Raw genomic sequence first — 23,085 nt, forward strand, 5'->3', positions numbered from 1 at the left:
TCCTCCGTTCGCGGGCTGATACCGCGCCGTCAGAGTTTGGACCGCTTCGCTCCCCGGTTCGCTCACTCTTTGTTCAATTGGCCGATGCGGGACATAAAAAAAGCCGCTCCAGGGGAGCGGCTCGAAGGACGTCGAAGGAGCAATCACAATATCAACGTCAGGAGTTGTCTTCCGCAGGGAAATGCGGAAGCGGGAAGATGAGCTGATTCTAGAAAGTTGGCTCTTCGAAATAAACCGTTAATCCGGGAAGAGACTTTCTGCCGTGGCGTAATAATCTCTCGGGAACACGGGGCAAACATTCAGATAAATCCGAAAGTTGCCCCGAGTTATTGCCCGGCGAATATCCGCCTGGATTACAGGATCGACAGCGGGTATTCGACGATCAGGCGCAGTTCGTTGTTGTCCGCTTCACCCTGGTCCGCGTTGGCGCGGTGGAAGGCTTGGCGCATGCGGAAGGACAAGTCCTTCGCCGGGCCTTGCTGGATGACGTACTTGGCTTCCAGGTCGGTCTCGTGGTGGCTGCCGTCTTCGCCGTACAGACCGACGTAGGCGCCATCCGCGTCGGCGTGGCTGCCGTCGATACCGGTACCGTTGATGTAGCGGGCCATGAAGCTCAGGCCCGGTACGCCGTAGGTGTCCATCGCCAGGTCGTAGCGGACCTGCCAGGAGCGCTCCCCCGGACCGTTGAAGTCGGAGTACTGCACGGAGTTGGCGAGGAACACCGAGTCACCGGTGGCGCCAGCGCCGTCGTCGCCGAAGCCGACATAGTCGAACGGGGTATCGCCGTGGACCTTCTGGTAGGCCAGGGTGACGGTGTGCGCCTGCAGGAAGGAGTAGGCCGCGGCGAGCGACCAGGTGGTGTTGCTGATCTCGCCGGCCTTGGCCTGGCCTTCGTCGTTGGTGCGGTAGATGTTGAAGTCGAAGGCCAGCGACTGGTCGTTGGCGACCGGCAGCACCCAGTTCAGGTTGCCGTAGTACTGGCGCCAGATGTCCTTGAACTCGGAGCCGTACAGCGAAACGCTGAGGTTGTCGTTGATCGCGTACTTGCCGCCGAGGAAATCGACGTCGCTGGTTTCCACGACGGCATAAGCCGCCCACAGTCCGCCGTCGCGGGCGGTGGTGACCGGGCTGGTGCCGGAGGTGAAGTGACCGGCTTCCAGGTCCAGGCCGTCGATTTCGCTGCTCAGCAGGTTGAAGCCCGAGGCAGTCTGCGGGATCAGGCGGGTGCCGCCGGCGGCGAACACCGGAGCGGTCGGCTGCATGTCGCCGAATTTCAGCTCGGTTTTGGAGATACGCACTTTCAGCGCGCCACCGGCCTTGCCGTAGTCATCATCCGGCTTGCCGTCGTTGCCGACCGGCAGGTTGCCGGTGCCGGCGCGGCCACGGCCGGCGTCGAGCTTGATGCCCAGATAACCGAAGGCGTCCACGCCGAAACCGACGGTGCCCTGGGTGTAGCCCGAGGAGAAGTTCGCCAGGAAGCCCTGGGTCCAGTCGCGGTTGTCGGCCGCGCCGTTCTTGCCGTCGTGATCGTAGTACTGGTTGCGCAGCAGGACGTCGAGCTTGGCGTCCTCGACGAAGCCCTTGGCATCGGCCTGATCGGTGACGAAGGGTTCGGCGCCGGCGAACTGGCTGGCGGCGGCGGAAACAGCGAGGACGATAGCGCTGCGTTTGAGGTGCTTCATGGATATTGCCCCTAGAGTCTTGGAGGACCGGCTCGATGAAGTGCGTGAGAACCGGACGTTTTTATAGGCAGGCACAATGAATCCGAACATGGATTGACCACGGCGGAAAGTCGCAGGAAGTTGCGTTGGCATTGTTGCAGTTAACTGACTTTGTATTCCCCCGCGTATTGCTCCAGACGCGGGCTTGGATACGCAAAGCCGACGTCATAATGCCGAAAGAGTTCGCCGTTTAAATCACGGATTATGAAAAGGTCTATGTCTAAAACTGTAATAATCGGGACTTTTGTCGAGTTGACATAACGCATTCGGAAGTTCCGCGTATATAAACAATGTCACTGTTTCCGGGGGCTGCGGGCACGGTGACATGGCGCGCGGCCCGGCGATGCGGCTAAGCTGCGCGACCCGGCCGCCGCACCTGGTGCGGCGACGTGCCCCATTCACTGACAGCAGAGATTTGTCCCATGACGCCTACCTTCATCCCCGACGCGGACCCCGAATCCATCTCCTCCGACGTCGCCGGCTTCGGCGGCCTGCTGGTGTCCACGCAGATCCCCACCCTGGAGGACGGCAGCCTGGAACTGGGCGACATCAAGGCCCAGAGCGAAGCCACCCTGCGCAGCCTGCAGCTGGCCCTGGAAAAGGCCGGCAGCGGTCTGGACCACGTCCTGCACCTGACCATCTACCTGACCAGCATGGCCGACCGCGCCGCGTTCAACGAGGTGTACTGCCGCTTCTTCGCCAAGCCCTACCCGGTGCGTGCCGCCGTCGGTATCGCCGAGCTGGCCGTCGAAGGGATGAAAGTGGAAGTCACCGCCATCGCGGCCAAGCGCGCGAGCTGATCTTCCTGTTTCTGGAAAGGGCCGCTTTGCGGCCCTTTCTTTTTTACGCACCTCTGCGGCATGGTCATCCGTGGGTTCGCGAGCAAGCTCGCTCCTACAGGTCCGTGCCATGCCGCTTTCGTAAGCGAGCTTGCTCGCGAACCGCCCCAGCCCCGCTCTTACTCCCCCCGCTGAATGTATTCCTTTGTATCTGCCGCTCCCTGAGCGGACACACGCATACAAAAGCCTCCCGCCGCCGATACGCCCGCGATACATCGCCCAGGCGAAATAGCCCTACCCGAACGACACAACGCGACGGCAGGGAAAACCCTCCAGAGCATCGTTCCAGGGATTCGCCCTTGCGGCATGACCCGGCGCACCCAGCGTCACAGCATCTGGAGAAGCACCATGACTCGTACCTCGAAAACCCAGCTCGGCCTGCTCGCTGTCGCCCTGGCCGGCGGCCTGAACCTGGCGTCCTCCGCCTTCGCTGTCGAAGCCCTGCCCCAGGGATACCAACTGGCTTCCGCCGCCAAGGCCGGGGAGGGCAAATGTGGGGAAGGCAAGTGCGGCGCCAACGAGGCCAAGGCCAAGGCCGCCCAGGGCGAAGGCAAATGCGGCGAAGGCAAGTGCGGTGCCGATGGCGCCCAGGCCAAGGCCACCGGCGCCGAGGGCAAGTGCGGTGAAGGCAAGTGCGGCGATGCGTCCTTCGCCCGTACCGACGCCGACCACGACGGCCGCGTCTCGCGCGCCGAACTGCTGGCCGTGGCGCCCAAGGCAGGCGCGGAGTTCGATGCCATCGACGCCAACCACGACGGCTACCTCTCCGAAGCCGAGGTCTACCAGTTCCGCAAGAACCAGTTCGACTCCAACGGCAAGCCGTTCCCGTCCGATCTGTACAGCAAGCTGAGCCAGGCCAAGAACTGAGCCACGCCGACACCTCCCCGCGCCATCGGCCGGGGAGGGCACTTCGCCAAGGAGACTGCCATGACGACTACCACCTCGCTGCAAGGCGCCGGCCTCGGACTGCGCCGCGCCATGCTGACCGACCTGCTGAGCGTGGATGAGCGCGCCGTCGATTTCCTCGAAGTCGCGCCGGACAACTGGATCGGTGTCGGCGGCTCCTACGGCGAGGGCCTGGCCCGCCTGGCCGAACGCTTCCCGTTGTCCTGCCATGGGCTGTCGCTGTCCCTGGGCGGACCAGAGCCGCTGGACCACGTATTCCTCGGCCGCATCCGCGAGTTCCTCGATCAGCACAGGGTGCCGCTGTTCAGCGAGCATCTGAGCTACTGCTCCGACGAAGGCCATCTCTACGACCTGATTCCCATGCCCTTCACCGACGAGGCCGTGCACCACATCGCCAGCCGCATCCGTGAAGTGCAGGACGTCCTCGGCCGTCGCATCGCCGTGGAAAACATCTCCTACTACGCCGCGCCCTATCAGGCGCTGAGTGAAATCGATTTCCTGAGCGCCGTGCTCGCCGAAGCCGACTGCGACCTGCTGCTGGACGTCAACAACCTCTACGTCAATGCCCACAACCATGGCTACGATGCCGCCGGATTCCTGGCTCGCGTGCCGGCCGAGCGGGTCGCTTGCCTGCACGTCGCCGGCCACTACGACGAAGCGCCAGACCTGAAGATCGACACCCATGGCGCCGCCGTGAAGGACGACGTCTGGAGCCTGCTGGCCAGCGCCTACCGCCACCTGGGTACGGTGCCGACCCTGCTGGAGCGCGACTTCAACCTGCCGCCGCTGGCCGAACTGCTCGGCGAAGTGGACACCATCCGCAACCTGCAGGCGGCCGCGCGCCAAGCGGAGGTGCGTCATGCCTGAGTCCTTGCGCGAACAGCAGTTGCGGATGACCCGCTACATCCGCGACCCGCAGTCCAACGAGCCGCCGCCCGGTATCGCGGCGCAGCGCCTGGCGGTGTATCGGCAACTGTTCTTCGGCAACCTGCAGTCGCTGCTTGCCGGAAACTTCCCGGTGCTGCACGCCAGTCTGCCGGACGAGCAGTGGCAGGCACTGACCAAAGACTTCTACGCCGGCTACCACTGCCAGACGCCGCTGTTCACCGAGGTTGCCGGCGAGTTCGTCGACTACCTGGAAGGCCTTGTCGACCTACCCGGCTGGGTGGCGGAACTGGCGCACTACGAATTCATCGAGACCGCGCTACTGCTCAGCGATAGCACGGAACCGGCCCACGACCCGGACGGTGATTTGCTCGATGGCGTGCCGTTGATTTCCGGCCTTGCCGTTCCGCTGGCCTATACCTGGCCGGTCAGCCATATCGGGCCCCGGCACATTCCGCTGCAGGCACCGGCCGAACCGACACTGCTGCTGGCGCGCCGGGATGCCGACCTGAAGGTGTACTTCGCACGCCTGGCCCCGCTGGCCCATGCCCTGCTGGTGTCACTGCAACAGTGGCAGCTCACCGGTCGCCAACACCTCAAGGCGCTGGCGGAAATCGCCGGCGTCGAACAGGCCGCGATCCAAGGGCAGGGCATCGCCCTGCTGCGCAGCCTGAAGGAACAGGGCGTGGTGCTCGGCACCCGGCCCAACTGCACCACTCCACGTCGTCCCCCTCTGCATCGTCCCTGAAGGAGAAGCGTCATGACCGACACCCTGGCAACCGTGATCTACACCGCACACACCCGTACCACCGGAGGCCGCGATGGCCGCGGCCGGACCACCGATGGTGAACTGGACCTGCCGCTGAGCCCGCCCGGCTCCGGCCGCCCCGGCACCAATCCCGAGCAGCTGTTTGCCATCGGCTGGTCCGCCTGCTTCATCGGCGCCCTGCGCCGCGCCGGGCAGAAGCTGAACGTGCGCCTGCCGGCCGATGTGGCGGTGGATGCGCAAGTTTCACTGGGCAACACTGTCGATGGCGGCTTCGCCCTGGCCGCTCAGCTCACCGTGCACCTGCCGGGGCTGGAGGCCGAGGACAAGGCGAAGCTGGTCGATGAGGCGCATCAGATCTGCCCGTATTCCAAGGCGACTCGCGGGAACATCGAGGTGGGGTTTGTGATTCCCTGATCGATCTTTATCCACAACCCGGCCCGCGCACCTTCATCGGTGCGCGGTTTTTTGCTCTGTGCTGTTCGTAGGAGCGAACTTGCCCGGCATGGGAAACTAAAGCCTGCCGGCCACCGCCTCCTGGCCCAGCAAGCCGGCCAGTGCCGTGAAGCCGGCGCACAGCAGCACATCGTCCTGCACCGTATTGCTGATGCTGGCGCGAACGTAATGCGGCACGGCGGTACGTCCCACGGCGAAGGCTTCCGCCGTGGAAATCAAGTAGTTCATCAGCTTCATCTCCGCCTCGACGTCCGATGCCCGCCAGGGCTCGGGAACCTCGATCCAGAAGTGTGGGCAGTGCGAATGCGTGCGATAGCTCAGCCCCCGCAAGCTGGCTTCCACCAGTGCTTTGCGCCGGCGAATCTCGGCGGCCTGTTGGCGCAGCAACTGGGTCGCCGTACCATCCTCAATCCATTGTGTGGCCAGTTCCATCGCCAGCGGTGTCGCCATCCAGCAGGAGGCACGCACCGCCGCCGCAATCTGTCCGACCAGCGGAGCCGGGACGTGCACATACCCAACCCGGAGCCCGGCCGATACACCCTTGCTAAGGCCGCCAATCAGTACACTGCGTTCGGGCGCGTGATGGCTGAGCGGCAGCGGTCGGTTCTCCAGCAGTACCGCGTGGGTCTCGTCTTCCAGGATGAGCAGGTTGTACTTTCGACAGACCTCGGCGAGGGTTGCCCTCCGCGGTTCGGAGAGAACAGAGGTCGTTGGATTCTGCAACGTGGGTGTGCAATAGAGTGCGGCCACTCGATGCTGCCGGCAGATATCATCCAGGGCCTCGGGCAGAATCCCCTCCTGGTCCATCGCCACACCCAGCAGTTTGATACCGAGCAGACGTGAGGCGCTGATGAGACCCGGGTAGGTAAGTTGCTCGGTCACCACGGTGTCTCCCGCCTTCAGCAGGGATGACAGCGTGCACATCAGCCCATGCTGACCACCGTTCACGCACAGCACCTGCTCCGCCTCAGCCCGGAATTCCCCATTGGATAGCCATTGCGCACCTGCTTGTCTGAATCTTGGGAGTCCAGTGTCAGGCATGTAAAGCATTAGCTCATGAAGTTTCCGTTTGTCGCAGGAGAGATCCGTAAGACTTTTTTCCAATAGAGGAATTTCGGCTCCTGGAATATTCATGTTCCGACTCATGTCGAATAAATCAGGCGTGCTATCAATAAAGTTCTTAAAGCCGGATTTACGCTTGGTTTCCAAGCCTCGCTGGTGCACGAAAGTTCCATCTCCTACTCTCGCTACTATCAGTCCCATACGTTCGAGTTCCGCGTAAGCACGGCTAACCGTGCCAATGGTCACGCCCAGCTTGTCGGCAAGAACTCGATGGGGAGGTAGCTTGCTTCCGGCATTCAGAGTGCCGTCGAGAATGCTCTTTTCGAGGGCGACGGACAATCGCTGATACTTTGCTCCCGATGAGCTCTCAAGTGCGTCCTTCAGAATTGATACTATGTCAATATAAAGTTTGACAGCCATTTTATCCCTCAAATAGCCTCGAATTAATGGGTTCAATCAGATATTGGATAAAAACAATAACGCGCTATCGAGGGAATGACACCATGTCGACGACATCGACCGCAGAAGGCATCGATAAAATCAGAAAACCCTTGCTAGGCGGGCTGTTGACCGGGCTGCTCTTCATTTGCGTGTGTCTGAGCTGGGGAACGACCTGGCTGGGAATCAAGATAGCGGTCGAGAGTATTCCACCACTGACGGCATCGGGATTGCGTTTCCTGATTGCATTTCCCTTGTTTCTCGCTTTCGCGCTGATTCGCCGGGACCCGATATTCTTCCCGCGCGGCACTCAAGGCTTCTTCGTATTCGTCACGCTGTTCTATTTCAGCGCGCCATATTACTTGCTCAATTACGGAGAAACCCATGTTTCCTCAGGTCTGACTGCGCTGCTCTTCAGTTGTATGCCGGTCTTTATCCTGGCTTTTTCCGCCGTATTCCTGAAAGAAAGAATCTATATCTCGCAAGTCGTGGGTATCGCCATTGGTTTTGGCAGTCTTTACATGATCCTTCAGGCACAGGGTGTGCGGGTCGATCATGCGGAGTTCCTGGGTGTGCTGGCAATTCTGGCGGCAGCGCTAATGCATGCCCTGTGTTATGTATTCACCAAGAAGAAGGGCGCGGAAATCAGCGTCATCACTTACAACGCATTGCCGATCGGTATCGCGGGTTTCCTATTGTTCATATGCGGGCTGGTGGTGGAGGAGCCTGATTTCTCCGCCATAGCGACGCGCTCCTGGTGGGCGCTGATCTACCTGGGGATTTGCGCGTCGGTCGGTGGCTTCATCGTTTATTTCATACTACTCAAACGCCTGAGTCCAATTGTCCTTTCCTTCGTCTTCATCATCTTCCCCGTGTTCGCCGTGGTCATCGGCTCCTGGTACGAGGGGCAGGTGATTTCGCCCGAGTTGGCCCTGTACTCGGTGTTGTTGTTGGTGGGATTCGCGATCACCAAGGTTCCGCTGGAAAAGCTGATGGCGGAGAAAGGGTGAGGGCATGAACAGCCAGGATGTTCTGACGGATGTGGTACTTCAGCGGATCTATCGCCATGCCGAGACGAGGTATCCCGAAGAGTGCTGTGGCTTTGTTTTCGCAGATGCCACTGTGCACCTCGGGACGAATATCCAGGATCAGCTCAACCGGTGCCAACCGGAGATATACCGCCGTACTGCTGCCAACGGCTACACCCTCTCGGTGACAGACACGCTGCTGCTCAACCAGAGCCTGAAAGGCAACAACCCGGTGGCCGTCATCTACCACTCGCATCCGGATGTAGGCGCCTATTTCAGTCGGGAGGATGAGGACAAGGCGCTGTTCATGGGCCAGCCGATCTTCTCCGTTGCCTATCTGGTGATCGACGTGCGCAATGCGTGTGCACGGGGCGCCAGATTGTTCGAGTGGGGCGACGGCGGTTTCACATGCAGTCGTGAGTTTGCCAATCAGCTAACTCATGGATAACAAGGAGCTCGTCATGAATGCAGTTATTTTTCCAGAGGTATTGGTCCGTGTCGCCCGGTTGCCGTCCGCGCGATTGTCGAGTGAAGGGAACACCGCGCGCGAAAGGGTGGAATATCTGTGCAAGCGGCATACGGAACTCTGCGTGCATCTGTTCCATGGTAACCATCAATTCAAGGATCACTTTCTCCTGACTGCCAACGGACAACTGGTGGATGCCGAAAGCCCGCTCGCAGCGGATGCCGAATTGGAAATCCTGCTCGCCACCTCCGGCGGGCTGGATCTGGATGAGCTGAGCAACGACGAAGTGCGACGTTACGTCCGGCATATTACGTTGCCTAATGTGGGGCGCCAGGGACAGCTTCGCCTGAAGAAGGCTCGCGTGCTGATTATCGGTACTGGTGGTTTGGGTTCGCCGGTCAGTCTGTACCTGGCGGCGGCCGGTGTTGGAACCCTCGGGTTGGTGGATTTCGACCGGGTTGAACGGAGCAACCTGCAGCGGCAGGTGGTCCACGGTTCCGGTTCAGTGGGTATGGCGAAAGTGGAGTCGGCGCGGCGCAGGCTGCTGGATCTGAATCCGGACATCGAGGTCAACGCCTACGACACTTCCTTGAGTGCAGACAATGCTCTGGAACTGATCGGCAACTACGACCTGGTCGTGGACGGTACCGACAACTTTGCCACGCGTTATCTCGTCAATGACGCCTGTTTCCTGCTCGGCCGTCCGCTGATCTATGGCGCGCTGCATCGATTTGACGGTCAAGCCAGCGTATTCAATCACGGGGATGGTCCTTGCTATCGCTGTCTGTTTCCTGTGCCGCCGCCGGCGGATCTCTCGCCGAACTGCAGTGCTGGTGGAGTCATCGGTGTGCTGCCGGGCGTGGTTGGTCTGATTCAAGCCACCGAGGTGGTGAAGCTGATTCTCGGTATCGGCCAGTCATTGTCGGGACGTTTGTTGAGATTCGATGCTCTGGCCATGAAATTCTCTGAAGTGGGGTACCGCCGCCGAGCGGCATGCCCTACCTGCTCACCGTTACGGACTGATCAAGCACTGCAGGAGTTGGCCGTAGTGTCCTGCGCATCAGCCATCGAGCCACCCAGCCGCTTGCCGGATGATTTCTTCATCTCGTCCGTGGAGTTGCGCCACCAACTTGAGGATCGTCCTGGCGAAGTGCGGTTGCTGGATGTGCGCGAGCCTAATGAGCTCGAGGTCTGCCAACTCCATGGCTCGGTGAATATCCCTCTGGGCGACATTCGGAATCGATTGGGCGAGCTGGATCGCCAGCAGTCCTGGTGCGTGATCTGTTACGCAGGCGCTCGTGCCGAGCAAGCGGCCATCGCACTGATGGCCAAAGGGTTCACTGCCGTGCGCGTTCTGCGGGGGGGTATCAAGGCTTGGGCTCGTGATGTCGACCCCGATATGCCGATGTACTGAGGTCGCGCTGCCATGATTCATCCATCCCTGTTACACGTGATAGGCAATACACCGGTGGTGCGCTTACCGGCATTCAGTGCGGAGACCGGTTTCGACGTCTACGCCAAGCTGGAGTCGATGAACCCCGGCGGTAGCCACAAGGTGCGCATTGCTTTGGCAATGATTCGCGATGCTGAGGAGAAGGGCATTCTGGTTCCGGATAATGGGCAGACCATCATCGAGCCAAGTGGCGGCAATACCGGGATAGGCCTGGCGATCGCCGCGAACATCCTGGGTTACCGGGTAATTCTGGTCATCCCTGACAACTACAGTCCGGAAAAGCAGAAGCTGCTTCGCCTTTATGGCGCGGAGATTGTGCTTGCAGACAGCCGTCGGGGTAACAACGCCCATGGTGAGCGAGCCATGGAGCTGCAACTCGAGCATCCTGAGTATGTGATGCTCAATCAGCAGCGTAATCCAGCGAATCCGGACATCCATCGGCGTACGACCGCACAGGAAATTCTGCATGACTTTTGTGACTTGCCCATTGACTACCTGGTAGCGGGAATAGGCACCGGAGGACACATCACTGGTCTTGGAGAGGTGCTCAAGGAGCGGTGGCCGGTCATGGGAGTATTTGGCGTGGAGCCGGAGGGATGCGACCTGCGGAGTGATCGGCACGCGCCGCACGGGATTCAGGGATTGTCGATTGGTCTGATTCCGGGAGTGCTGAATCTTGGGGTACTCGACGGAATGATCAAGGTTGCTCAAAAAGATTGTCTGGATCGAGTTCGCAAGAGCATGCGCGAGGATGGCTTGAGCCTTGGATTGTCCTCGGCAGCCAACCTGGTTGCGATTTCACGGATGACTGACAAGTGGATGACTGGATCCCGAGTACTGACGCTGATCTACGACTGTGTGGATAGCTATCTCCCCGAGTTGGCGTGATCTGCATGGAGCGCAATCGAATGGAAAGAGAACTTAATCAAGTCGAGCTTCAGGAACGGTTGTTCGGCCTCATTAAGCAGGTGCTTTTCCCCAGTGATTGGATCCAAATGATCCCATACCTGAAAAATGTATGGTCCACTGCTGTTCTTCAGATTGCAGAAGATTTGCAGGCATACGCCGATCGGGATCCTGCCTCCAGCGGACGACTGGGGCTGATTCTGGACACCTATGCCTCGTTCAGAGCAATTCTTTTTCATCGCTTTGCGCATGAGGTCTGGTTGTGCGATGGAATCGCCGGGCACGAATCGATTGCGCATCGGCTGGCCAATGCGGGGAAACTGCAATCAGGCGTCGAGATTCATCCGGCAGCCTGCATTGGAAAACGATTCGTTCTGGATCATGGCTATGGCACCGTCATTGGCGAGACGTGCGAGATTGGTGATGACTGCTATGTGCTCAGTGGAGTGATCTTGGGCGCGTCCGGCATTGCGGATAACTGCTGCGGCAAGCGGCATCCGACATTGGGGAATCGTGTGGAGGTCGGGGCCGGTGCGCGCATCCTTGGCGCCATCAGTGTGGGCGATAACGTATTCATCAGCCCGGCTTGCGTCATTACTCGCGATGTGCCGGCCCATTGTCGGGTCAGCGTGGCGAATCAGCTTCAGCTGCAGCGCGACGCCTGCTCACTCTATCGTGGCTATGTGGGGGCCTTCGTGGCAGAGGATCAGGTGCATCTGGTAGGCGAGCTACCCGGTCCTTGGACGCTGATGGCTGTGGATGCTGATCACTGCCCGCTCGATTGGCTCGTGTTTCAGCAGGTGTCCGCGGGACAGCATCACTACCAGTATCGTGTCCATCCATGCAGGCCTGTTGAAATGCAGTGGCGCTCTCCGATCAGCCTCCGCCTTTCCAGTCCAGATCACGATGTCACCTTGCTTGATCCGCCAGGGCTGGGGCAACTGATCAAGTCGATGATGCAACCTCACGAAATCTGCATTGGAGTCTGAATCCATGTCACCCATGATGCTGGCTACTGATGCGCTGTTCGATAGAGTCCCCTATGAGCGCGAGTTCAGTGCGCATGTAATCGGTCTTGGTGAGCTGGGTGTTGCGCTGGACAGGACATTGCTTTATCCGACTGGCGGTGGGCAACCCTGTGATCTGGGGCATTTCCACCTCCCAGACGGGAGACTGCTAGACGTGTTGGGTGTGCAGCGTGATCCGCAGGATCGCTCCATCATCTGGCATCAGATCGGAGATAACACGGCGGAATTGACTATAGGTGTGCAACTGCTGGGGCGTCTTGACTGGGAGAGACGTTACCAGCACATGCGCATGCACACTTGCCTGCATGTGCTGTGCTCCCTCATCGATGCGCCAGTAACGGGTTGCAGCATCGCCGTCGACAAGGGGCGACTGGATTTCGATTTACCCGAGTCGGTCCTCGATCGGGAAGCGCTCACACACCAGCTCAATGAGTTGGTGGCGCGCGAGCTCGCAGTTGCCTCTTCATCCGTTGCCGAGGGAGACTTGTCGGCCATCCTATCGATGAGTCGAACTTCTATTCCACCGCCGGCTTTTGACGGGAGGGTGCGGCTGATCGAGATTGCAGGACTGGATATCCAGCCCTGCGGCGGCACGCACGTCAGCAACACGCGTGAGATTGGATTAGTGGTGTGCGAGCGGATAGAGAAGAAGAGTCGACATAATCGGCGCGTGACCCTGCGTTTTGCCTAGTTCGACTCTTCCGATCTATGGCATTCAGCGGCTTCTGAACCGCCGCACCAGCCCATCCACGCTAAGCGCTCCCGCCCCCTTCAGCACCAACGGCAGCAACGCCACCAGGTAGATCAGCGGCAGCTTGTAGTTGCCAAAGCCATGGTCGGTGATCGAGTAGCCCTGGGCGAGTTCCGCGAGGCTCGACCACTGTGCCGGCCAGTGCACCGCGGCGATGGCGACGAGGGTCACGACGATCAGCGAGGCCGAGGCGAAGCGTGTGGCGAGACCCAGCAGGAGCAGGATCGGCGCGATCAGCTCGGCCCACATCGACACCTGCCAGTCGAAACCGGCAGAGAAGTGGTTGAAGGGGAAGGGGAAGCTGGCGTGGATCTGTTCGAACCAGTTCTCGCCGTGCCATTTCTCCAGGCCCGATTCGAAGAATTCCCAGGCCAGGAACAGCCGCAGGGGAAGATCCCAGCCCCAGGCGGCGAGGCGGTCGAGTTGGTCGAAAACGGTCTTGAGCGGGTTCAGGGTCAGCAGGGTCATGGTGCACCTCTTGGGTAAAGTCATGGACAAGGCTCAGACGGCCGGACGATGGTTCGCCCGGACGTGGAAGACGTCGAGATCAGGCGTTCGGCAGCGCGGCGCGTGCGCTGCGGCGCAGACGCATGGCGAGCTTGGCGAGGAGTTTGAAGGCGATGGCGCTGAAGATCAGGCCGAAGCCCAGCGGGTACCAGGACCCCATCGGCAGCCGCTTGTAGAAGGACAGGAGGAATACTCCGGCTATCACCCAGGTGCCGGTGCTGTGCAGGCCCTTCCAGACACGGGCGCCGAGCAGCTTCACCGCGTAGGGGAAGGAGGTCATGGTCAGCAGGACGATGAACACATAGCCGACCGAGCCGGGAATGTTCGCGGCGACGCTGCGGCCGTTCCAGAAGGTCTCGGGGTAAAACTTCACGTAGAGGATGATCAGCACCGCGTGCACGGCGTGGGAAAAGGCGAAGGCCAGCCCGAGGAAGCGTCGCTCGCGCAGCAGTCCGCGGGTGAACTCGCCTGGCACCAGCGCCGCCAGGGACGAGGCGAGGAATGTGGCGAGGAACAGCGCGAAGGAGGTTCGCGCGGTGACGCGGATCGCGCTGCGTAGCGCTTCCACCCATTGCGGCTGGGACCACAGGGCCATCGCGGTGACGATCAGCACCAGCAGCGACAGCAGGGAAAATAGGCGCCAGCCATGCAGGCGGGCAGGTTCGGCGGGACGGTTCATGGCGGGCTCCTTTGGGCGAACGCGGCGGGCGGGGGGGTGCCGCCGCTGTTCGTGGAGCCATCTTGGCGACGGGCCTTATCCCGGATGTGTCCGGCGAGGCCCGTCTTGTATCTCTCTGTACAAAGCCTCAGCTGGCAGGGCGCAGTTCCAGCTGCACGCAGAGTCCACCGCTGGTGCGGTTGGACAACGTCAGCGTACCGCCCAGCGCCTGGCTCAGTTGCTGGGCGATCGCCAGCCCGAGGCCGGTGCCGCCGGTACTGCGGTTGCGCGAGCTTTCCACCCGGTAGAAGGGTTTCATCACCTCGGTGAGTTCTTCCTCGGGGATGCCGGGGCCGTCATCGAGTACACGGACACACACGACGCCCTGGGCATCGCGCTCGACTTCCACCTGAGCCGAGCCGCCGAACTTCAGCGCATTGTCCACCAGGTTGGTGAGCACCCGGCGCAGCGCGTGGGGGCGGGTTTCCAGTACGGCATTGCTGTTGCCCTGCAATTCCACGGCCTGGCCGCTGTCCTGGTAGTCAAGGACGAGGCTGTCGAGGAAGGCGTCGAGGTTGACCTTCACCGCCGCCTCGCTGGCGCCGTCCATGCTGCGCGCATAGGCAACGCCCTCGCGGACCAGATGCTGCATTTCTTCCAGGTCGCTCCACAGGCGCTCGCGCTCGGGGGAGTCGTCCATCTGTTCGACGCGCAGCTTCATTCGCGTGATTGGCGTCTGCAGGTCATGGGAAATGGCAGCGAGCAGCTGCATGCGCTCCTTGAGGTAGGCGCCAATGCGGCCTTGCAGCGCGTTGAAGGCGCGGGCGGCATAAGCGACTTCGCTGGGGCCGCGTTCGTCCAGTTCCGGCGCTGGGGCGTCGGGGTCAAGATCGTCCACCGCTTGCGCCAGTTGCGTCAGCGGGCGGATCGCCAGGCGCACGGCCAGCCAGGTGCACAGCAGCAGCAACGCGAGCTGTACCAGCAGCACCCAGGGCAGCCATTGCGCCACGGGCACGCCCTTGGGGGTCACGTCGATGGTCAGTGGGCTGCCGTCCTTGAGTGTCAGGTGAACCTGAAAGTGCGGGATGGAGCCGGGGATGTTCTCGAAGCGCAGCGGATAGCGCGGCCCTACGACATCGGCGATGGACATGGCGGCCATCGGCGCCTGCGCCATGTTCATCGGTTCGCCGGGGTCGCCACCATCCAACCGGTAGCGATAGTTGGGCCGCTGCACCATCGGCAACCAGGCCTCGCGCTCGTCCCTGGGCAGGCGGTCGAGCAGGGCGACGGCGGTGCTGACGTCGGTTTCCAGGTTGCCCAGCATCATGCTGCGCGCACTCTGGTAGCGCTCGTAGAACTGCGAGCAGAACGACAGGCTGTAGGCGAACACCAGCCCGGCGAGGAATATCAGCGCCAGGCGCGCGGCCAGCGTGCGTGGCCAGTGCAGGAGGGATTTCATTCGTTGGGCTCGAGCAGTTCGACGGCCAGGGCGAAGACGTAGCCTTCGCTGCGCACCGTCTTGATGTAGGCCGGCTCGCGGGCGTCGTCCAGCAGGCGCTGGCGCAGGCGGCTGACCAGCAGGTCGATGGAACGGTCGAAGATGTCCGCCTCGCGGCCCTGGGTGAGGTTCAGCAGCTGTTCGCGGCTGAGCACGCGTTGCGGGTGATCGACGAACACGCGCAGCAGGCGGTACTCGGCGCCACTCAGGGCGACCAGGGTGCCGTCTTCGTCCAGCAGGTGGCGCGCGGTGGTGTCGAGCTTCCAGCGCCCGAAACCGATCAGCCGGCTGGCTTCGCTGACCTGCAGGTTGGGCGGCAGCATGCGCGTGCGGCGCAGCACGGCGTTGATCCGTGCGAGCAGCTCGCGGGCGGAGAAGGGTTTGGTGAGGTAATCGTCGGCGCCCATTTCCAGGCCGATGATGCGGTCGGTCTCGTCGTTGCGCGCGGTGAGCATCAGCACCGGGGTGGACTTGTGCTTGCCCACGCGCAGCTCGCGGCACAGCTTCAGGCCGTCGTCGCCGGGCATCATGATGTCGAGGACGATCAGGTCGACGCTGTTGCCATCGAGGAAGGCGCGCATCTGCCGGCCGTCCGCCGCCAGGCTCACGCGCAGGCCGTTCTTCTTCAGGTAGTTGCCGACCAGCTCGCGAATCTCGCGGTCGTCGTCGACGATCAGTACGTGATCGACATGGTCCATGCCGGTGCCTCATTCGTAGTGGGTTGAAGCGAGTTTATAGCGCAGCGTCGCACTTGCCTGCCGTGCTTTGTATTCCACTGTATCCAGAGCCGCCGCCGATACCCGGCGCCGCAAACCCGGGCCCTGCGCGACACAAGCCCGATACCTCCTGAGCGTGAAATGGGCACCAACGGCGAGGCACACAGCCCCCGCCGGCCAAACCCGACACAGGACAGGAGAACCCCCATGAAAACCATCCAACTTGCCAACGCTTGCCTCTTCGCGGCCCTCGCTGCCTTCGCCAGCTTCGGTGCCCAGGCTGCCGACTCGCAGCCTGCCGAGGCTTACCACTACGGCCAGAAGCTGGACGTGAAGCAGGTCATCACCATCCAGGAAGAAGCGGCCTCGCCCTTCGACTGCGGCATCGTCAACGCTCGCATGGATTACCTGGACTCCCACGGCCAGCCGCACAGCCTGGCCTACCGCAAGTTCGCCACCAACTGCAACGAAGGCGGTTGATTGCCCGTAGGCCGCGGCCAGGGACGGCCGCGGCGTTCATCCCCAGCCGCCCACTCCTGAAACGCCCACGGGCCGACCGCCCACCGAGGTGCCCATGTTGCTCATCGCCTTTCTCGGCGGGGCGCTGACCCTGCTCAGCCCCTGTATTCTTCCCGTACTGCCTTTGTTGCTGCAGCGCGCCGGCGGACCGGCGTGGTCGCCGTGGGTGACCTTGCTCGGCCTGGCCAGCGGCTTCGCCGTGCTGGCGAGCCTGGCGACCGTCTCCAGCAACTGGGTGATTGCCGCCAGTGAGTGGGGGCGGTACTTCGCCCTCGCACTGCTGTCGGTTTCCGCCGTTGCGCTGCTCTGGCCACGTTTCAGCGACGTTCTGGCCAAGCCCTGGGCGTGGCTCGGTGACCGCTTGCATGGCGAAGCCCGGCGTATGCCACCGGGTTTTTCCGCGTGGGTACTGGGTTTCGCTGCCGGCCTGCTGTGGGCGCCCTGCGCCGGCCCGGTGCTGGGGCTGATTCTCTCCGGCGCCATGCTGCAAGGCCCGAGCGCGCAGACCAGCCTGCTGCTGTTCGCCTACGGCCTGGGTAGTGCCACCGTGCTGGGCATCGCGCTCTTCGCCGGTCGCCGGCTGATGCAACACCTGCGTCCGCGCATGGAGGTGATCGAAGGCCTGCGTCGCGCCACCGGCGTACTCGCCCTGCTGGCGGTGGTCGGCATCGCCAGCGGCACCAGCGCACAACTGGCTTCCGGCACTTCATCCACGCTGGTGAACAGCCTGGAGCGCAAGGTCATCGACGGCGTGCCCGCACTCATCAGCCAACTGATGCCCGGCGACATGGCCCACGGCGCCGAACGCCTGCCCGACCTCGGCCCGGCTCCCGAACTGCAAGGCGCGGTGGAATGGATCAACAGCCCCGAACTGAAGCTGCGCGACCTGCGCGGCAAGGTGGTGCTGGTCGACTTCTGGACCTACGACTGCATCAATTGCCAGCACAGCCTGCCCTACGTGAACGCCTGGGCGAAGAAGTATGCGGACCAGGGCCTGGTGGTGATCGGCGTGCATACCCCGGAGTACCCGTACGAGCGTGTTCCCGCGAACGTCCGCGACGCCGTGAAGCGGCACGACATCCACTACCCCGTAGCGCTGGATAACCAGTACCGCATCTGGAACGCCTTCGCCAACCAGTACTGGCCGGCGCACTACTTCATCGACGCTCAGGGGCGCGTGCGCCACCTGTCGATTGGCGAGGGCGGGTATGAGGAGCAGGAGCAGGTGATCCAGGCGTTGCTGAAGGAGCGGGATGGGGCGAAGGCTGGGGCTTGAATGAGCAATGGGGTGGATGGGATATCCGCCCTTTCCCCTATGCCACTGAGTGATGTCAAAATGAGCTCATTGCTGACAGGGAGGTCGTATGAAGCTGATCGCTGTATTGTTCTTGGTGTTGCTGGCGGGGTGTTCCGCTCATGTGAAAAAGTCTGCCGAGGAACCTCTGGCGCTGTATTCCGACACGCGTGGCGCCATCGTCCTCAACATCACGGGCACCGAGCGGGTACAGAACAATGCCGAATGGGGCGTACTGCGTAACGTCTGGATGAACGCCATGCAGCGCCAGGCTGTGGCGGCAGGCATGCAGTACTCGGAGCAGGTGGGGGAGACACGCCTGACGCAGGCACCCGCGATCCTGGTCCGGATCAATGTCACGAACTTCCGTTATCTGACCACCAGTGAACGGGTGAACCTAGGTGTGATGGTCGGCAATGCCTGGGTCAATTCCGAGGTGCAATATCTCGATGGGCAGACCGGCAAGCTCATGGGCTCGCGCAACTACGACACATCGTCCAGTGCCTGGGAGGGGATTCTCTCTGCGATGACCGACAAGCAACTGGAAGCGTTGTCGCAAGCCATTGTGGCGGATGTACGTGGTGCGAGTGTGCTTGCCCGATCCCACCCTGTCGCGCACTCACCATCGAAGGCGGCCGAACAGGCCTCCCTTGAGGAGAAGCTCGCCGAACTGCAGCAGCGCAACCTGCCGTATGAGCAGTATCAGCAGGAGTACCGGCGGATTGTTGAGGGCGGTGAGTAGGAGCTGCCGGCTGGGTTGAGAAGCACCGCCTTCAGCCCATCAGCTGATTCCGCCCTTGCTTCTTCGCCTCATACAACGCCGCATCCGCCCTTGCTACCAGCATTTCGGCGGAGGCTTCCTGGCCCGTCACCATCGCTGCCACACCGATACTGACGCTGACCCGCCCCAACGGGGAAAGCGCGTGGGGCAGCGCTAGCGCTTCCACCGCCTGCAGCAGCTTCTGCGCCATGCCACGCACACCCGCAAGGTCGGTCATCGGCGCGAGAAAAACGAACTCTTCACCGCCGTAACGCGCTACCAGATCGGTCGAGCGGTTGACTGTCGTCGCCAGCGCCTGGGCGATCTCGCGCAGGCAGGCGTCGCCGGCCGGGTGGCCGTAGTGGTCGTTGTAGCGCTTGAACCAGTCCACATCCACCACTGCCAGAGCCAATGGCTCGCCCGAGCGGCGCGCATGGCTCCATTCCTGTTCCAGCACCTGGTCGAAGCGGCGGCGGTTGGCGATGCCGGTGAGAGCGTCGGTCAGGCTCATGGCTTGCAACTGATGGTTCAGCTCTCGCAGCTCATCGGTGCGCTCGGCGACGCGTAGCTCCAGTTCGTGCTCGGCGGTGCGCAGGTTATCCACAAGCTGCTGCTGGGCGCGGATCAACTCCTCCTGCACTCGCGCCTTCTCCCGACGCATCACGTTGAAGCGGTCGGCGAGGGCGAAGGCCAGCACGATCATCTCCATCGCCGAGCCAAGCTGCAGACCGTCCACGGTGAACAGATTGGTCGGCACGATGCCCATGGCTCGCAGCGAAGTCATCGCGCCGCCGAGCATCAGCAGGGCGAAGGCGGCCAGAAAGAAGAACGCACTGCGCTGGCGCTTGAAGGCGGCGACGGCAGCGCCAGTCAGCAGGATCACCGCTGTCGCGAAGTTCAGCAGGATGCCGACGCGTGACATGGAAGGCAGTGCGAACGCATAGGCGATCAGGCTGAGCAGATAGAGCCCGATCATCGCGCGCAGTACGCGGTCCAGGCGCGGCAAAATCCGCTCGAACTGCATCATCCTGTGGGCAAACTGCAGCAGTGCGGCAAGGGCCAGCGACACGCCGGAGTAGTAGATGACGTTGGAGTTGAGCGGCTCTCCAAGGAGCGACCAGTCCGGCGCCAGGCCGTTCTTGATCGCCAGTGCTCCGGCCGTGCAGCTCACGAACACCACATAGAGCAGGTAGATCGGGTCGCGCAGGGCGAACAGCAGCATCAGGTTGAACAGGATCATCGCCATGGCGATGCCGAAGTACCAGGCCTTGCCGGTGTAGTCGTCACGCTCGTAGGCATGGAACGCCTTCACCGGCCATAGCTGCAGCGGCACCAGCAGGCCGATGCTCGACTCCACCCGCAGGTACAGCACCTGCTCGGCGTGCGCCGCCAGGTTCAATGGGAAGACGAAGTTGCGGTTCGGGTAGACCTTGCTGCTCTGCGGGACGTCGCTGCCGGTGTTGATCGTCCGATAGCTGCCATTCGCCTGCGGGATATTAGCCTGCACATGGGAAATGCGTGGGTTCTCCACCACCAGCAGGCGCTGCACCGGGGCTTCGCTCGGGTTGTTCAGCTGCAACTTCAACCAGAAGGCCGAGCGCGTGAAGCCCATCGCCAACGAACTGCCCGGTGGCCGGTCGGCCTTGAAGCGTGCCTGCTGCTCGGGGGACTGCACGTCTGCCAGCGTCAGGTTGCGGGTCGGGTCTTCGAGGACGGAAACATAGGTGGTCAGCGTGAGCGGCTGTTGGGTGACGCTGGCTGCGTCGACCACTTGACCGGACCAGGCGGGGCGGATCAATAGAAGGAGGAGGGTAAGGAGCCAGGACAGGGATTGCCGGTGCGGGGCGAGGGCGGGCATGCGGCGGGTCCGGGAATGTAGGTGTGTTACGGAGTTTACAAGACAGGCTTTGGCGACGCCAAAAACGCAAAGCCCCCGGTAACTCGCGCTGCCGGGGGCTTTTGCTTGGGATTCTGGAGCGGGCGAAGGGAATCGAACCCTCGTCATGAGCTTGGGAAGCTCAGGTAATGCCATTATACGACGCCCGCTTGGGGGTGCCTTTTTACCAGAAGGGCGAGGCTTAGTGAAGCCTCAGGCGTTCAGGTCGGGCGAGTGGGCGGCATTCGTGAACGCGATGGCGCAATGATAGACCGGGGGCGGAAGGTCTGGGGCCGGCCCCCGGCTGTGTGCGCTGGCTGCATCAGCCCACCATGGCGGCGATGGGAACGCCCTGGCTGCTGGGCAGGTAGGGATTGGCCAGGACCGGATGGCGCTGCGGCTGGAGGAAGGCCAGGAGGGCGTCCTGGGTGTCCTGCCAGGCCTTCTTGTGTTCCACGTCGATGAAGTGGCCGGCGTTGCGGATGGTGCGGAATTCGCAGTCGGGGATCAGTTGCTGGAACAACTTGGCCTCGGCCGGGGTGGTGTAGATGTCCAGTTCGCCATTCATGAACAGCAGCGGGATGTCGATGGCGGCGAACTTCTCCATGTAGCTGTCCGCGCTGAGCTTGAGCACCTGGCAGATGTGGAAGTGCATCTGCCGGTATTCGTGCTCGTCGAGGCTGCTGACGTGGCGGAAGTTGTAGCGCTTGAACAACTGCGGCAGGTACTGCCCGATGGTGTCGTTCACCAGGTTGCCGACGTTGGTGCGGTCGCAGGCGGACAGGTAGTCCAGGCCGCGGTGCAGGTAGTCGAGCATCGAGGCATTGAGCAGCGGCGAGAAGGAGTTGATCACTGCCTTCTGGATCCGCGCCGGGCGTTCTGCCAGGGCCAGCAGGGTGGCGACGCCGCCCCAGGAGAAGGACATCACCACGTCGGCGCGGTAGTGCTCGATCAGGCCGAGCAGCAGCTGCGCCTCGTATTCCTTGGTGATGAACTCGCGGCAGTCGTTGTGGGCCTTGGACCGGCCGGCATACGGCTGGTCGTAGCAGACCACGTTGAAGTGCGGTTGCAGGTATTTCACCGTTTGCGCGAAGGAGGCGGTGGTCGCCAGCGAGCCATTGACCAGGATGATGGTCTGGCGCGCTTCCCTGTTGGCGTGAAACTCCGTGTGTACCCGGTGTTGCTGAATCTCGACGACGGCGGTTTCCGGCCTCATGTCGTATTCCTCCAGACGCAGGTCATGGTGCGCACCCAAGATCGGATGCGAAGAAAGTACCCAGGCAGAGGAAAGCGTCTTGGCGTGACAGCTTCATGTCACTCGACGAAAGTTAATAAACTCTTAATTTTCAACTGGTTAAGACATCAAAAGGCAGAACTTCCGGTACCGTTGAAGGCGCGGATTCGGGCTCTTGATCAGGCGGGGAAGGTGCGGCTGGGGAATGGCTGCCGCGAAAAAATCATTGTTGGTTGCGCTGCGTGACTCAGCGGTCACGCTTGAGCCAGAGTTAAGCAGGGTGGTCCGTTCGCCGCAACCGTCACTGGGCGCTTGAGTCACATCGTTTTGCGGAAATCCGACGAAATGACATTTCTCCTTGCGATTATCCGGCGCTTTGGTGAAGCCGGATTACACTCTTGTGATAGCTGTAACGCCCCTGCCGAAGACGAGCGATCTCGCCGTGCTCCCCTGAGGCCGATACCGCGTGCGGAGCGGGTTCATGGCACTTCACCAAAGGTTCCTTACCTCGCTGGTCCTGGCGCCGGCCGCCTGGCTGTGTGCGGCAGCCATGGCCGAGGATCGCTATGGCTGCGAGCAGCCGATCACCGTCGCGTACACCCGCAACGTGGTGTTCTTCCACGATGACGTGGGCATCGATCCGGACCTGATCGCTGAGCTGGGCAAGCGCACCGGCTGCCAGTTCGAGACGTCCATTCGCGCGCGAGATGAAATCTGGAGCCAGTTACAGAGCGGCGGGCTGCAGATGGGCACCAGCGGCGTCGCTACGCCACAGCGGCGCACCTACACTTACTTGCTGCCCTATCTGTACATGCGCAACAAGCTGATCGTGCGCGACGACCTGGGCGAGACGGACAGCCTGGAGGCCTTCCACGACATGCCCGGCGCACGCATCGGGGTGATTGCCGGATATCGCCACGGCGCGTTCATCGACGGCATGCTGCGCATCCTCCGCGCCGAAGGCCGGGTGGTGGAGTACACGGATGATGCGACCCGTTTCAGTGCGCTGCTCAACGGCGACGTAGAGGGCGTGATCGGCCACGAAATGAATCTGGAAGGGGCGGTAAGCGATCGTCGTCAACGGCAACGCTTTCATGTGGTAGATGTGATACCCGGCCCGGCGACTCCCCACAACCTGATGCTCTCGCGCAAGCATTTCACCCCGGCGCAGAGCGCCGAGTGGTTGCGCCTGATGGAGACCTTGTGGCTGGACGGCACACTGGCTCGAATCATGCGCAAGAATGCACCGCCGCCAGTGGCGGAAGGACTGCTCGACAGCGGATATCGCTACAGCTCCACGGACAGAGGCTGGTAAAGG

At 62.0% G+C, this 23,085-nt stretch carries 21 protein-coding genes, 1 tRNA gene and 1 pseudogene; 14 read left to right on the forward strand and 9 right to left on the reverse strand.

What is annotated here, in order from left to right:
* Positions 1-353 precede the first annotated feature (353 nt).
* On the reverse strand, positions 354-1,682 hold the full coding sequence (locus tag C167_RS0116610) for an OprD family porin (protein WP_017519414.1): 1,329 nt from the start codon (positions 1,680-1,682) through the stop codon (positions 354-356).
* Positions 1,683-2,143: 461 nt separating this feature from the next.
* Between C167_RS0116610 and C167_RS0116620 the strand changes: the two genes are divergently transcribed.
* From C167_RS0116620 to C167_RS0116640, 5 genes are all read left to right on the forward strand, one after another.
* A complete protein-coding gene (locus tag C167_RS0116620; protein WP_017519416.1) occupies positions 2,144-2,521 on the forward strand; it encodes a RidA family protein in 378 nt (125 codons plus the stop codon).
* A gap of 387 nt (positions 2,522-2,908) precedes the next feature.
* Complete coding sequence (locus tag C167_RS0116625) at positions 2,909-3,427, forward strand: hypothetical protein (protein ID WP_017519417.1); 519 nt, start codon at positions 2,909-2,911, stop codon at positions 3,425-3,427.
* Positions 3,428-3,487: 60 nt separating this feature from the next.
* Entirely contained in the window at positions 3,488-4,333 is an 846-nt protein-coding gene (locus tag C167_RS0116630; RefSeq protein WP_017519418.1) for a DUF692 domain-containing protein, read from the forward strand.
* Complete coding sequence (locus C167_RS0116635; RefSeq protein ID WP_017519419.1) at positions 4,326-5,099, forward strand: DNA-binding domain-containing protein; 774 nt, start codon at positions 4,326-4,328, stop codon at positions 5,097-5,099. The genes C167_RS0116630 and C167_RS0116635 overlap by 8 nt, the downstream gene beginning before the upstream one ends.
* A gap of 12 nt (positions 5,100-5,111) precedes the next feature.
* Entirely contained in the window at positions 5,112-5,534 is a 423-nt protein-coding gene (locus C167_RS0116640) for an organic hydroperoxide resistance protein (protein ID WP_017519420.1), read from the forward strand.
* A gap of 96 nt (positions 5,535-5,630) precedes the next feature.
* Here the strand turns inward: C167_RS0116640 and C167_RS0116645 are convergent, their stop codons facing one another.
* Positions 5,631-7,055 (reverse strand): PLP-dependent aminotransferase family protein, encoded by a 1,425-nt coding sequence (locus C167_RS0116645; RefSeq protein ID WP_017519421.1) that lies wholly within the window; start codon positions 7,053-7,055, stop codon positions 5,631-5,633.
* A gap of 83 nt (positions 7,056-7,138) precedes the next feature.
* On the opposite strand from C167_RS0116645, the gene C167_RS0116650 reads away from it, so the two are divergent.
* The 5 genes and pseudogenes from C167_RS0116650 (at position 7,139) to C167_RS0116675 (ending at position 12,645) form a co-directional block, all read left to right on the forward strand.
* Positions 7,139-8,083, forward strand: a complete 945-nt coding sequence (locus C167_RS0116650; RefSeq protein WP_017519422.1) for a DMT family transporter — start codon at positions 7,139-7,141, stop codon at positions 8,081-8,083.
* Between the two features lie 4 nt (positions 8,084-8,087).
* Positions 8,088-9,981 (forward strand): annotated as a pseudogene (gene moeB / locus C167_RS0116660) (molybdopterin-synthase adenylyltransferase MoeB).
* Positions 9,982-9,993: 12 nt separating this feature from the next.
* Positions 9,994-10,908: a PLP-dependent cysteine synthase family protein gene (locus tag C167_RS0116665; RefSeq protein WP_017519423.1), complete on the forward strand. Its 915-nt coding sequence runs from the start codon at positions 9,994-9,996 to the stop codon at positions 10,906-10,908.
* A gap of 20 nt (positions 10,909-10,928) precedes the next feature.
* Positions 10,929-11,915, forward strand: a complete 987-nt coding sequence (locus tag C167_RS0116670) for a serine O-acetyltransferase (RefSeq protein ID WP_017519424.1) — start codon at positions 10,929-10,931, stop codon at positions 11,913-11,915.
* A gap of 4 nt (positions 11,916-11,919) precedes the next feature.
* On the forward strand, positions 11,920-12,645 hold the full coding sequence (locus tag C167_RS0116675; RefSeq protein WP_017519425.1) for an alanyl-tRNA editing protein: 726 nt from the start codon (positions 11,920-11,922) through the stop codon (positions 12,643-12,645).
* A 24-nt stretch (positions 12,646-12,669) separates the two neighbouring features.
* Here C167_RS0116675 and C167_RS0116680 read toward each other — a convergent pair whose 3' ends face one another.
* The 4 genes from C167_RS0116680 to C167_RS0116695 form a co-directional block, all read right to left on the reverse strand.
* On the reverse strand, positions 12,670-13,173 hold the full coding sequence (locus C167_RS0116680; RefSeq protein ID WP_017519426.1) for a DoxX family protein: 504 nt from the start codon (positions 13,171-13,173) through the stop codon (positions 12,670-12,672).
* A 79-nt stretch (positions 13,174-13,252) separates the two neighbouring features.
* Positions 13,253-13,891 (reverse strand): hypothetical protein, encoded by a 639-nt coding sequence (locus C167_RS0116685; RefSeq protein ID WP_017519427.1) that lies wholly within the window; start codon positions 13,889-13,891, stop codon positions 13,253-13,255.
* A gap of 127 nt (positions 13,892-14,018) precedes the next feature.
* Positions 14,019-15,329, reverse strand: coding sequence for a sensor histidine kinase (locus C167_RS0116690; RefSeq protein WP_017519428.1), 1,311 nt, complete (start codon positions 15,327-15,329; stop codon positions 14,019-14,021).
* The gene (locus tag C167_RS0116695) at positions 15,326-16,066 is read right to left on the reverse strand and encodes a response regulator (RefSeq protein WP_017519429.1); all 741 of its coding nucleotides are present in this window, start codon (positions 16,064-16,066) and stop codon (positions 15,326-15,328) included. Before C167_RS0116695 ends, C167_RS0116690 begins: the two co-directional genes overlap by 4 nt.
* Positions 16,067-16,291: 225 nt before the next feature.
* Between C167_RS0116695 and C167_RS0116700 the strand changes: the two genes are divergently transcribed.
* The 3 genes from C167_RS0116700 to C167_RS32655 all read left to right on the forward strand — a co-directional run bounded on the left by C167_RS0116700 (position 16,292) and on the right by C167_RS32655 (position 18,639).
* Positions 16,292-16,564, forward strand: a complete 273-nt coding sequence (locus C167_RS0116700) for a DUF2790 domain-containing protein (protein WP_017519430.1) — start codon at positions 16,292-16,294, stop codon at positions 16,562-16,564.
* 94 nt (positions 16,565-16,658) lie between these two features.
* Positions 16,659-17,879, forward strand: a complete 1,221-nt coding sequence (locus C167_RS0116705) for a cytochrome c biogenesis protein DipZ (RefSeq protein ID WP_017519431.1) — start codon at positions 16,659-16,661, stop codon at positions 17,877-17,879.
* Between the two features lie 88 nt (positions 17,880-17,967).
* The gene (locus C167_RS32655; protein WP_017519432.1) at positions 17,968-18,639 is read left to right on the forward strand and encodes a DUF4410 domain-containing protein; all 672 of its coding nucleotides are present in this window, start codon (positions 17,968-17,970) and stop codon (positions 18,637-18,639) included.
* Between the two features lie 31 nt (positions 18,640-18,670).
* Here the strand turns inward: C167_RS32655 and C167_RS0116715 are convergent, their stop codons facing one another.
* From C167_RS0116715 to C167_RS0116725, 3 genes are all read right to left on the reverse strand, one after another.
* Positions 18,671-20,515 (reverse strand): sensor domain-containing diguanylate cyclase, encoded by a 1,845-nt coding sequence (locus C167_RS0116715; RefSeq protein WP_017519433.1) that lies wholly within the window; start codon positions 20,513-20,515, stop codon positions 18,671-18,673.
* Positions 20,516-20,629: 114 nt separating this feature from the next.
* Positions 20,630-20,703: transfer RNA gene (locus tag C167_RS0116720), tRNA-Gly, on the reverse strand.
* Positions 20,704-20,855: 152 nt separating this feature from the next.
* Positions 20,856-21,749, reverse strand: a complete 894-nt coding sequence (locus C167_RS0116725; RefSeq protein WP_017519434.1) for an alpha/beta fold hydrolase — start codon at positions 21,747-21,749, stop codon at positions 20,856-20,858.
* 499 nt (positions 21,750-22,248) lie between these two features.
* Between C167_RS0116725 and C167_RS0116730 the strand changes: the two genes are divergently transcribed.
* Entirely contained in the window at positions 22,249-23,082 is an 834-nt protein-coding gene (locus C167_RS0116730; protein WP_017519435.1) for a substrate-binding periplasmic protein, read from the forward strand.
* Positions 23,083-23,085 lie beyond the last annotated feature (3 nt).

This window comes from Pseudomonas nitroreducens TX1, assembly GCF_000313755.1.
GTDB classification, from domain to species: domain Bacteria; phylum Pseudomonadota; class Gammaproteobacteria; order Pseudomonadales; family Pseudomonadaceae; genus Pseudomonas; species Pseudomonas nitroreducens_A.

Coding starts and splice junctions, on each gene's coding strand:
- C167_RS0116610 (WP_017519414.1), bottom strand. CDS start 1,682: ATGAAGCACCTCAAACGCAGCGCTATCGTCCTCGCTGTTTCCGCCGCC.
- C167_RS0116620 (WP_017519416.1), top strand. CDS start 2,144: ATGACGCCTACCTTCATCCCCGACGCGGACCCCGAATCCATCTCCTCC.
- C167_RS0116625 (WP_017519417.1), top strand. CDS start 2,909: ATGACTCGTACCTCGAAAACCCAGCTCGGCCTGCTCGCTGTCGCCCTG.
- C167_RS0116630 (WP_017519418.1), top strand. CDS start 3,488: ATGACGACTACCACCTCGCTGCAAGGCGCCGGCCTCGGACTGCGCCGC.
- C167_RS0116635 (WP_017519419.1), top strand. CDS start 4,326: ATGCCTGAGTCCTTGCGCGAACAGCAGTTGCGGATGACCCGCTACATC.
- C167_RS0116640 (WP_017519420.1), top strand. CDS start 5,112: ATGACCGACACCCTGGCAACCGTGATCTACACCGCACACACCCGTACC.
- C167_RS0116645 (WP_017519421.1), bottom strand. CDS start 7,055: ATGGCTGTCAAACTTTATATTGACATAGTATCAATTCTGAAGGACGCA.
- C167_RS0116650 (WP_017519422.1), top strand. CDS start 7,139: ATGTCGACGACATCGACCGCAGAAGGCATCGATAAAATCAGAAAACCC.
- C167_RS0116665 (WP_017519423.1), top strand. CDS start 9,994: ATGATTCATCCATCCCTGTTACACGTGATAGGCAATACACCGGTGGTG.
- C167_RS0116670 (WP_017519424.1), top strand. CDS start 10,929: ATGGAAAGAGAACTTAATCAAGTCGAGCTTCAGGAACGGTTGTTCGGC.
- C167_RS0116675 (WP_017519425.1), top strand. CDS start 11,920: ATGTCACCCATGATGCTGGCTACTGATGCGCTGTTCGATAGAGTCCCC.
- C167_RS0116680 (WP_017519426.1), bottom strand. CDS start 13,173: ATGACCCTGCTGACCCTGAACCCGCTCAAGACCGTTTTCGACCAACTC.
- C167_RS0116685 (WP_017519427.1), bottom strand. CDS start 13,891: ATGAACCGTCCCGCCGAACCTGCCCGCCTGCATGGCTGGCGCCTATTT.
- C167_RS0116690 (WP_017519428.1), bottom strand. CDS start 15,329: ATGAAATCCCTCCTGCACTGGCCACGCACGCTGGCCGCGCGCCTGGCG.
- C167_RS0116695 (WP_017519429.1), bottom strand. CDS start 16,066: ATGGACCATGTCGATCACGTACTGATCGTCGACGACGACCGCGAGATT.
- C167_RS0116700 (WP_017519430.1), top strand. CDS start 16,292: ATGAAAACCATCCAACTTGCCAACGCTTGCCTCTTCGCGGCCCTCGCT.
- C167_RS0116705 (WP_017519431.1), top strand. CDS start 16,659: ATGTTGCTCATCGCCTTTCTCGGCGGGGCGCTGACCCTGCTCAGCCCC.
- C167_RS32655 (WP_017519432.1), top strand. CDS start 17,968: ATGAAGCTGATCGCTGTATTGTTCTTGGTGTTGCTGGCGGGGTGTTCC.
- C167_RS0116715 (WP_017519433.1), bottom strand. CDS start 20,515: ATGCCCGCCCTCGCCCCGCACCGGCAATCCCTGTCCTGGCTCCTTACC.
- C167_RS0116725 (WP_017519434.1), bottom strand. CDS start 21,749: ATGAGGCCGGAAACCGCCGTCGTCGAGATTCAGCAACACCGGGTACAC.
- C167_RS0116730 (WP_017519435.1), top strand. CDS start 22,249: ATGGCACTTCACCAAAGGTTCCTTACCTCGCTGGTCCTGGCGCCGGCC.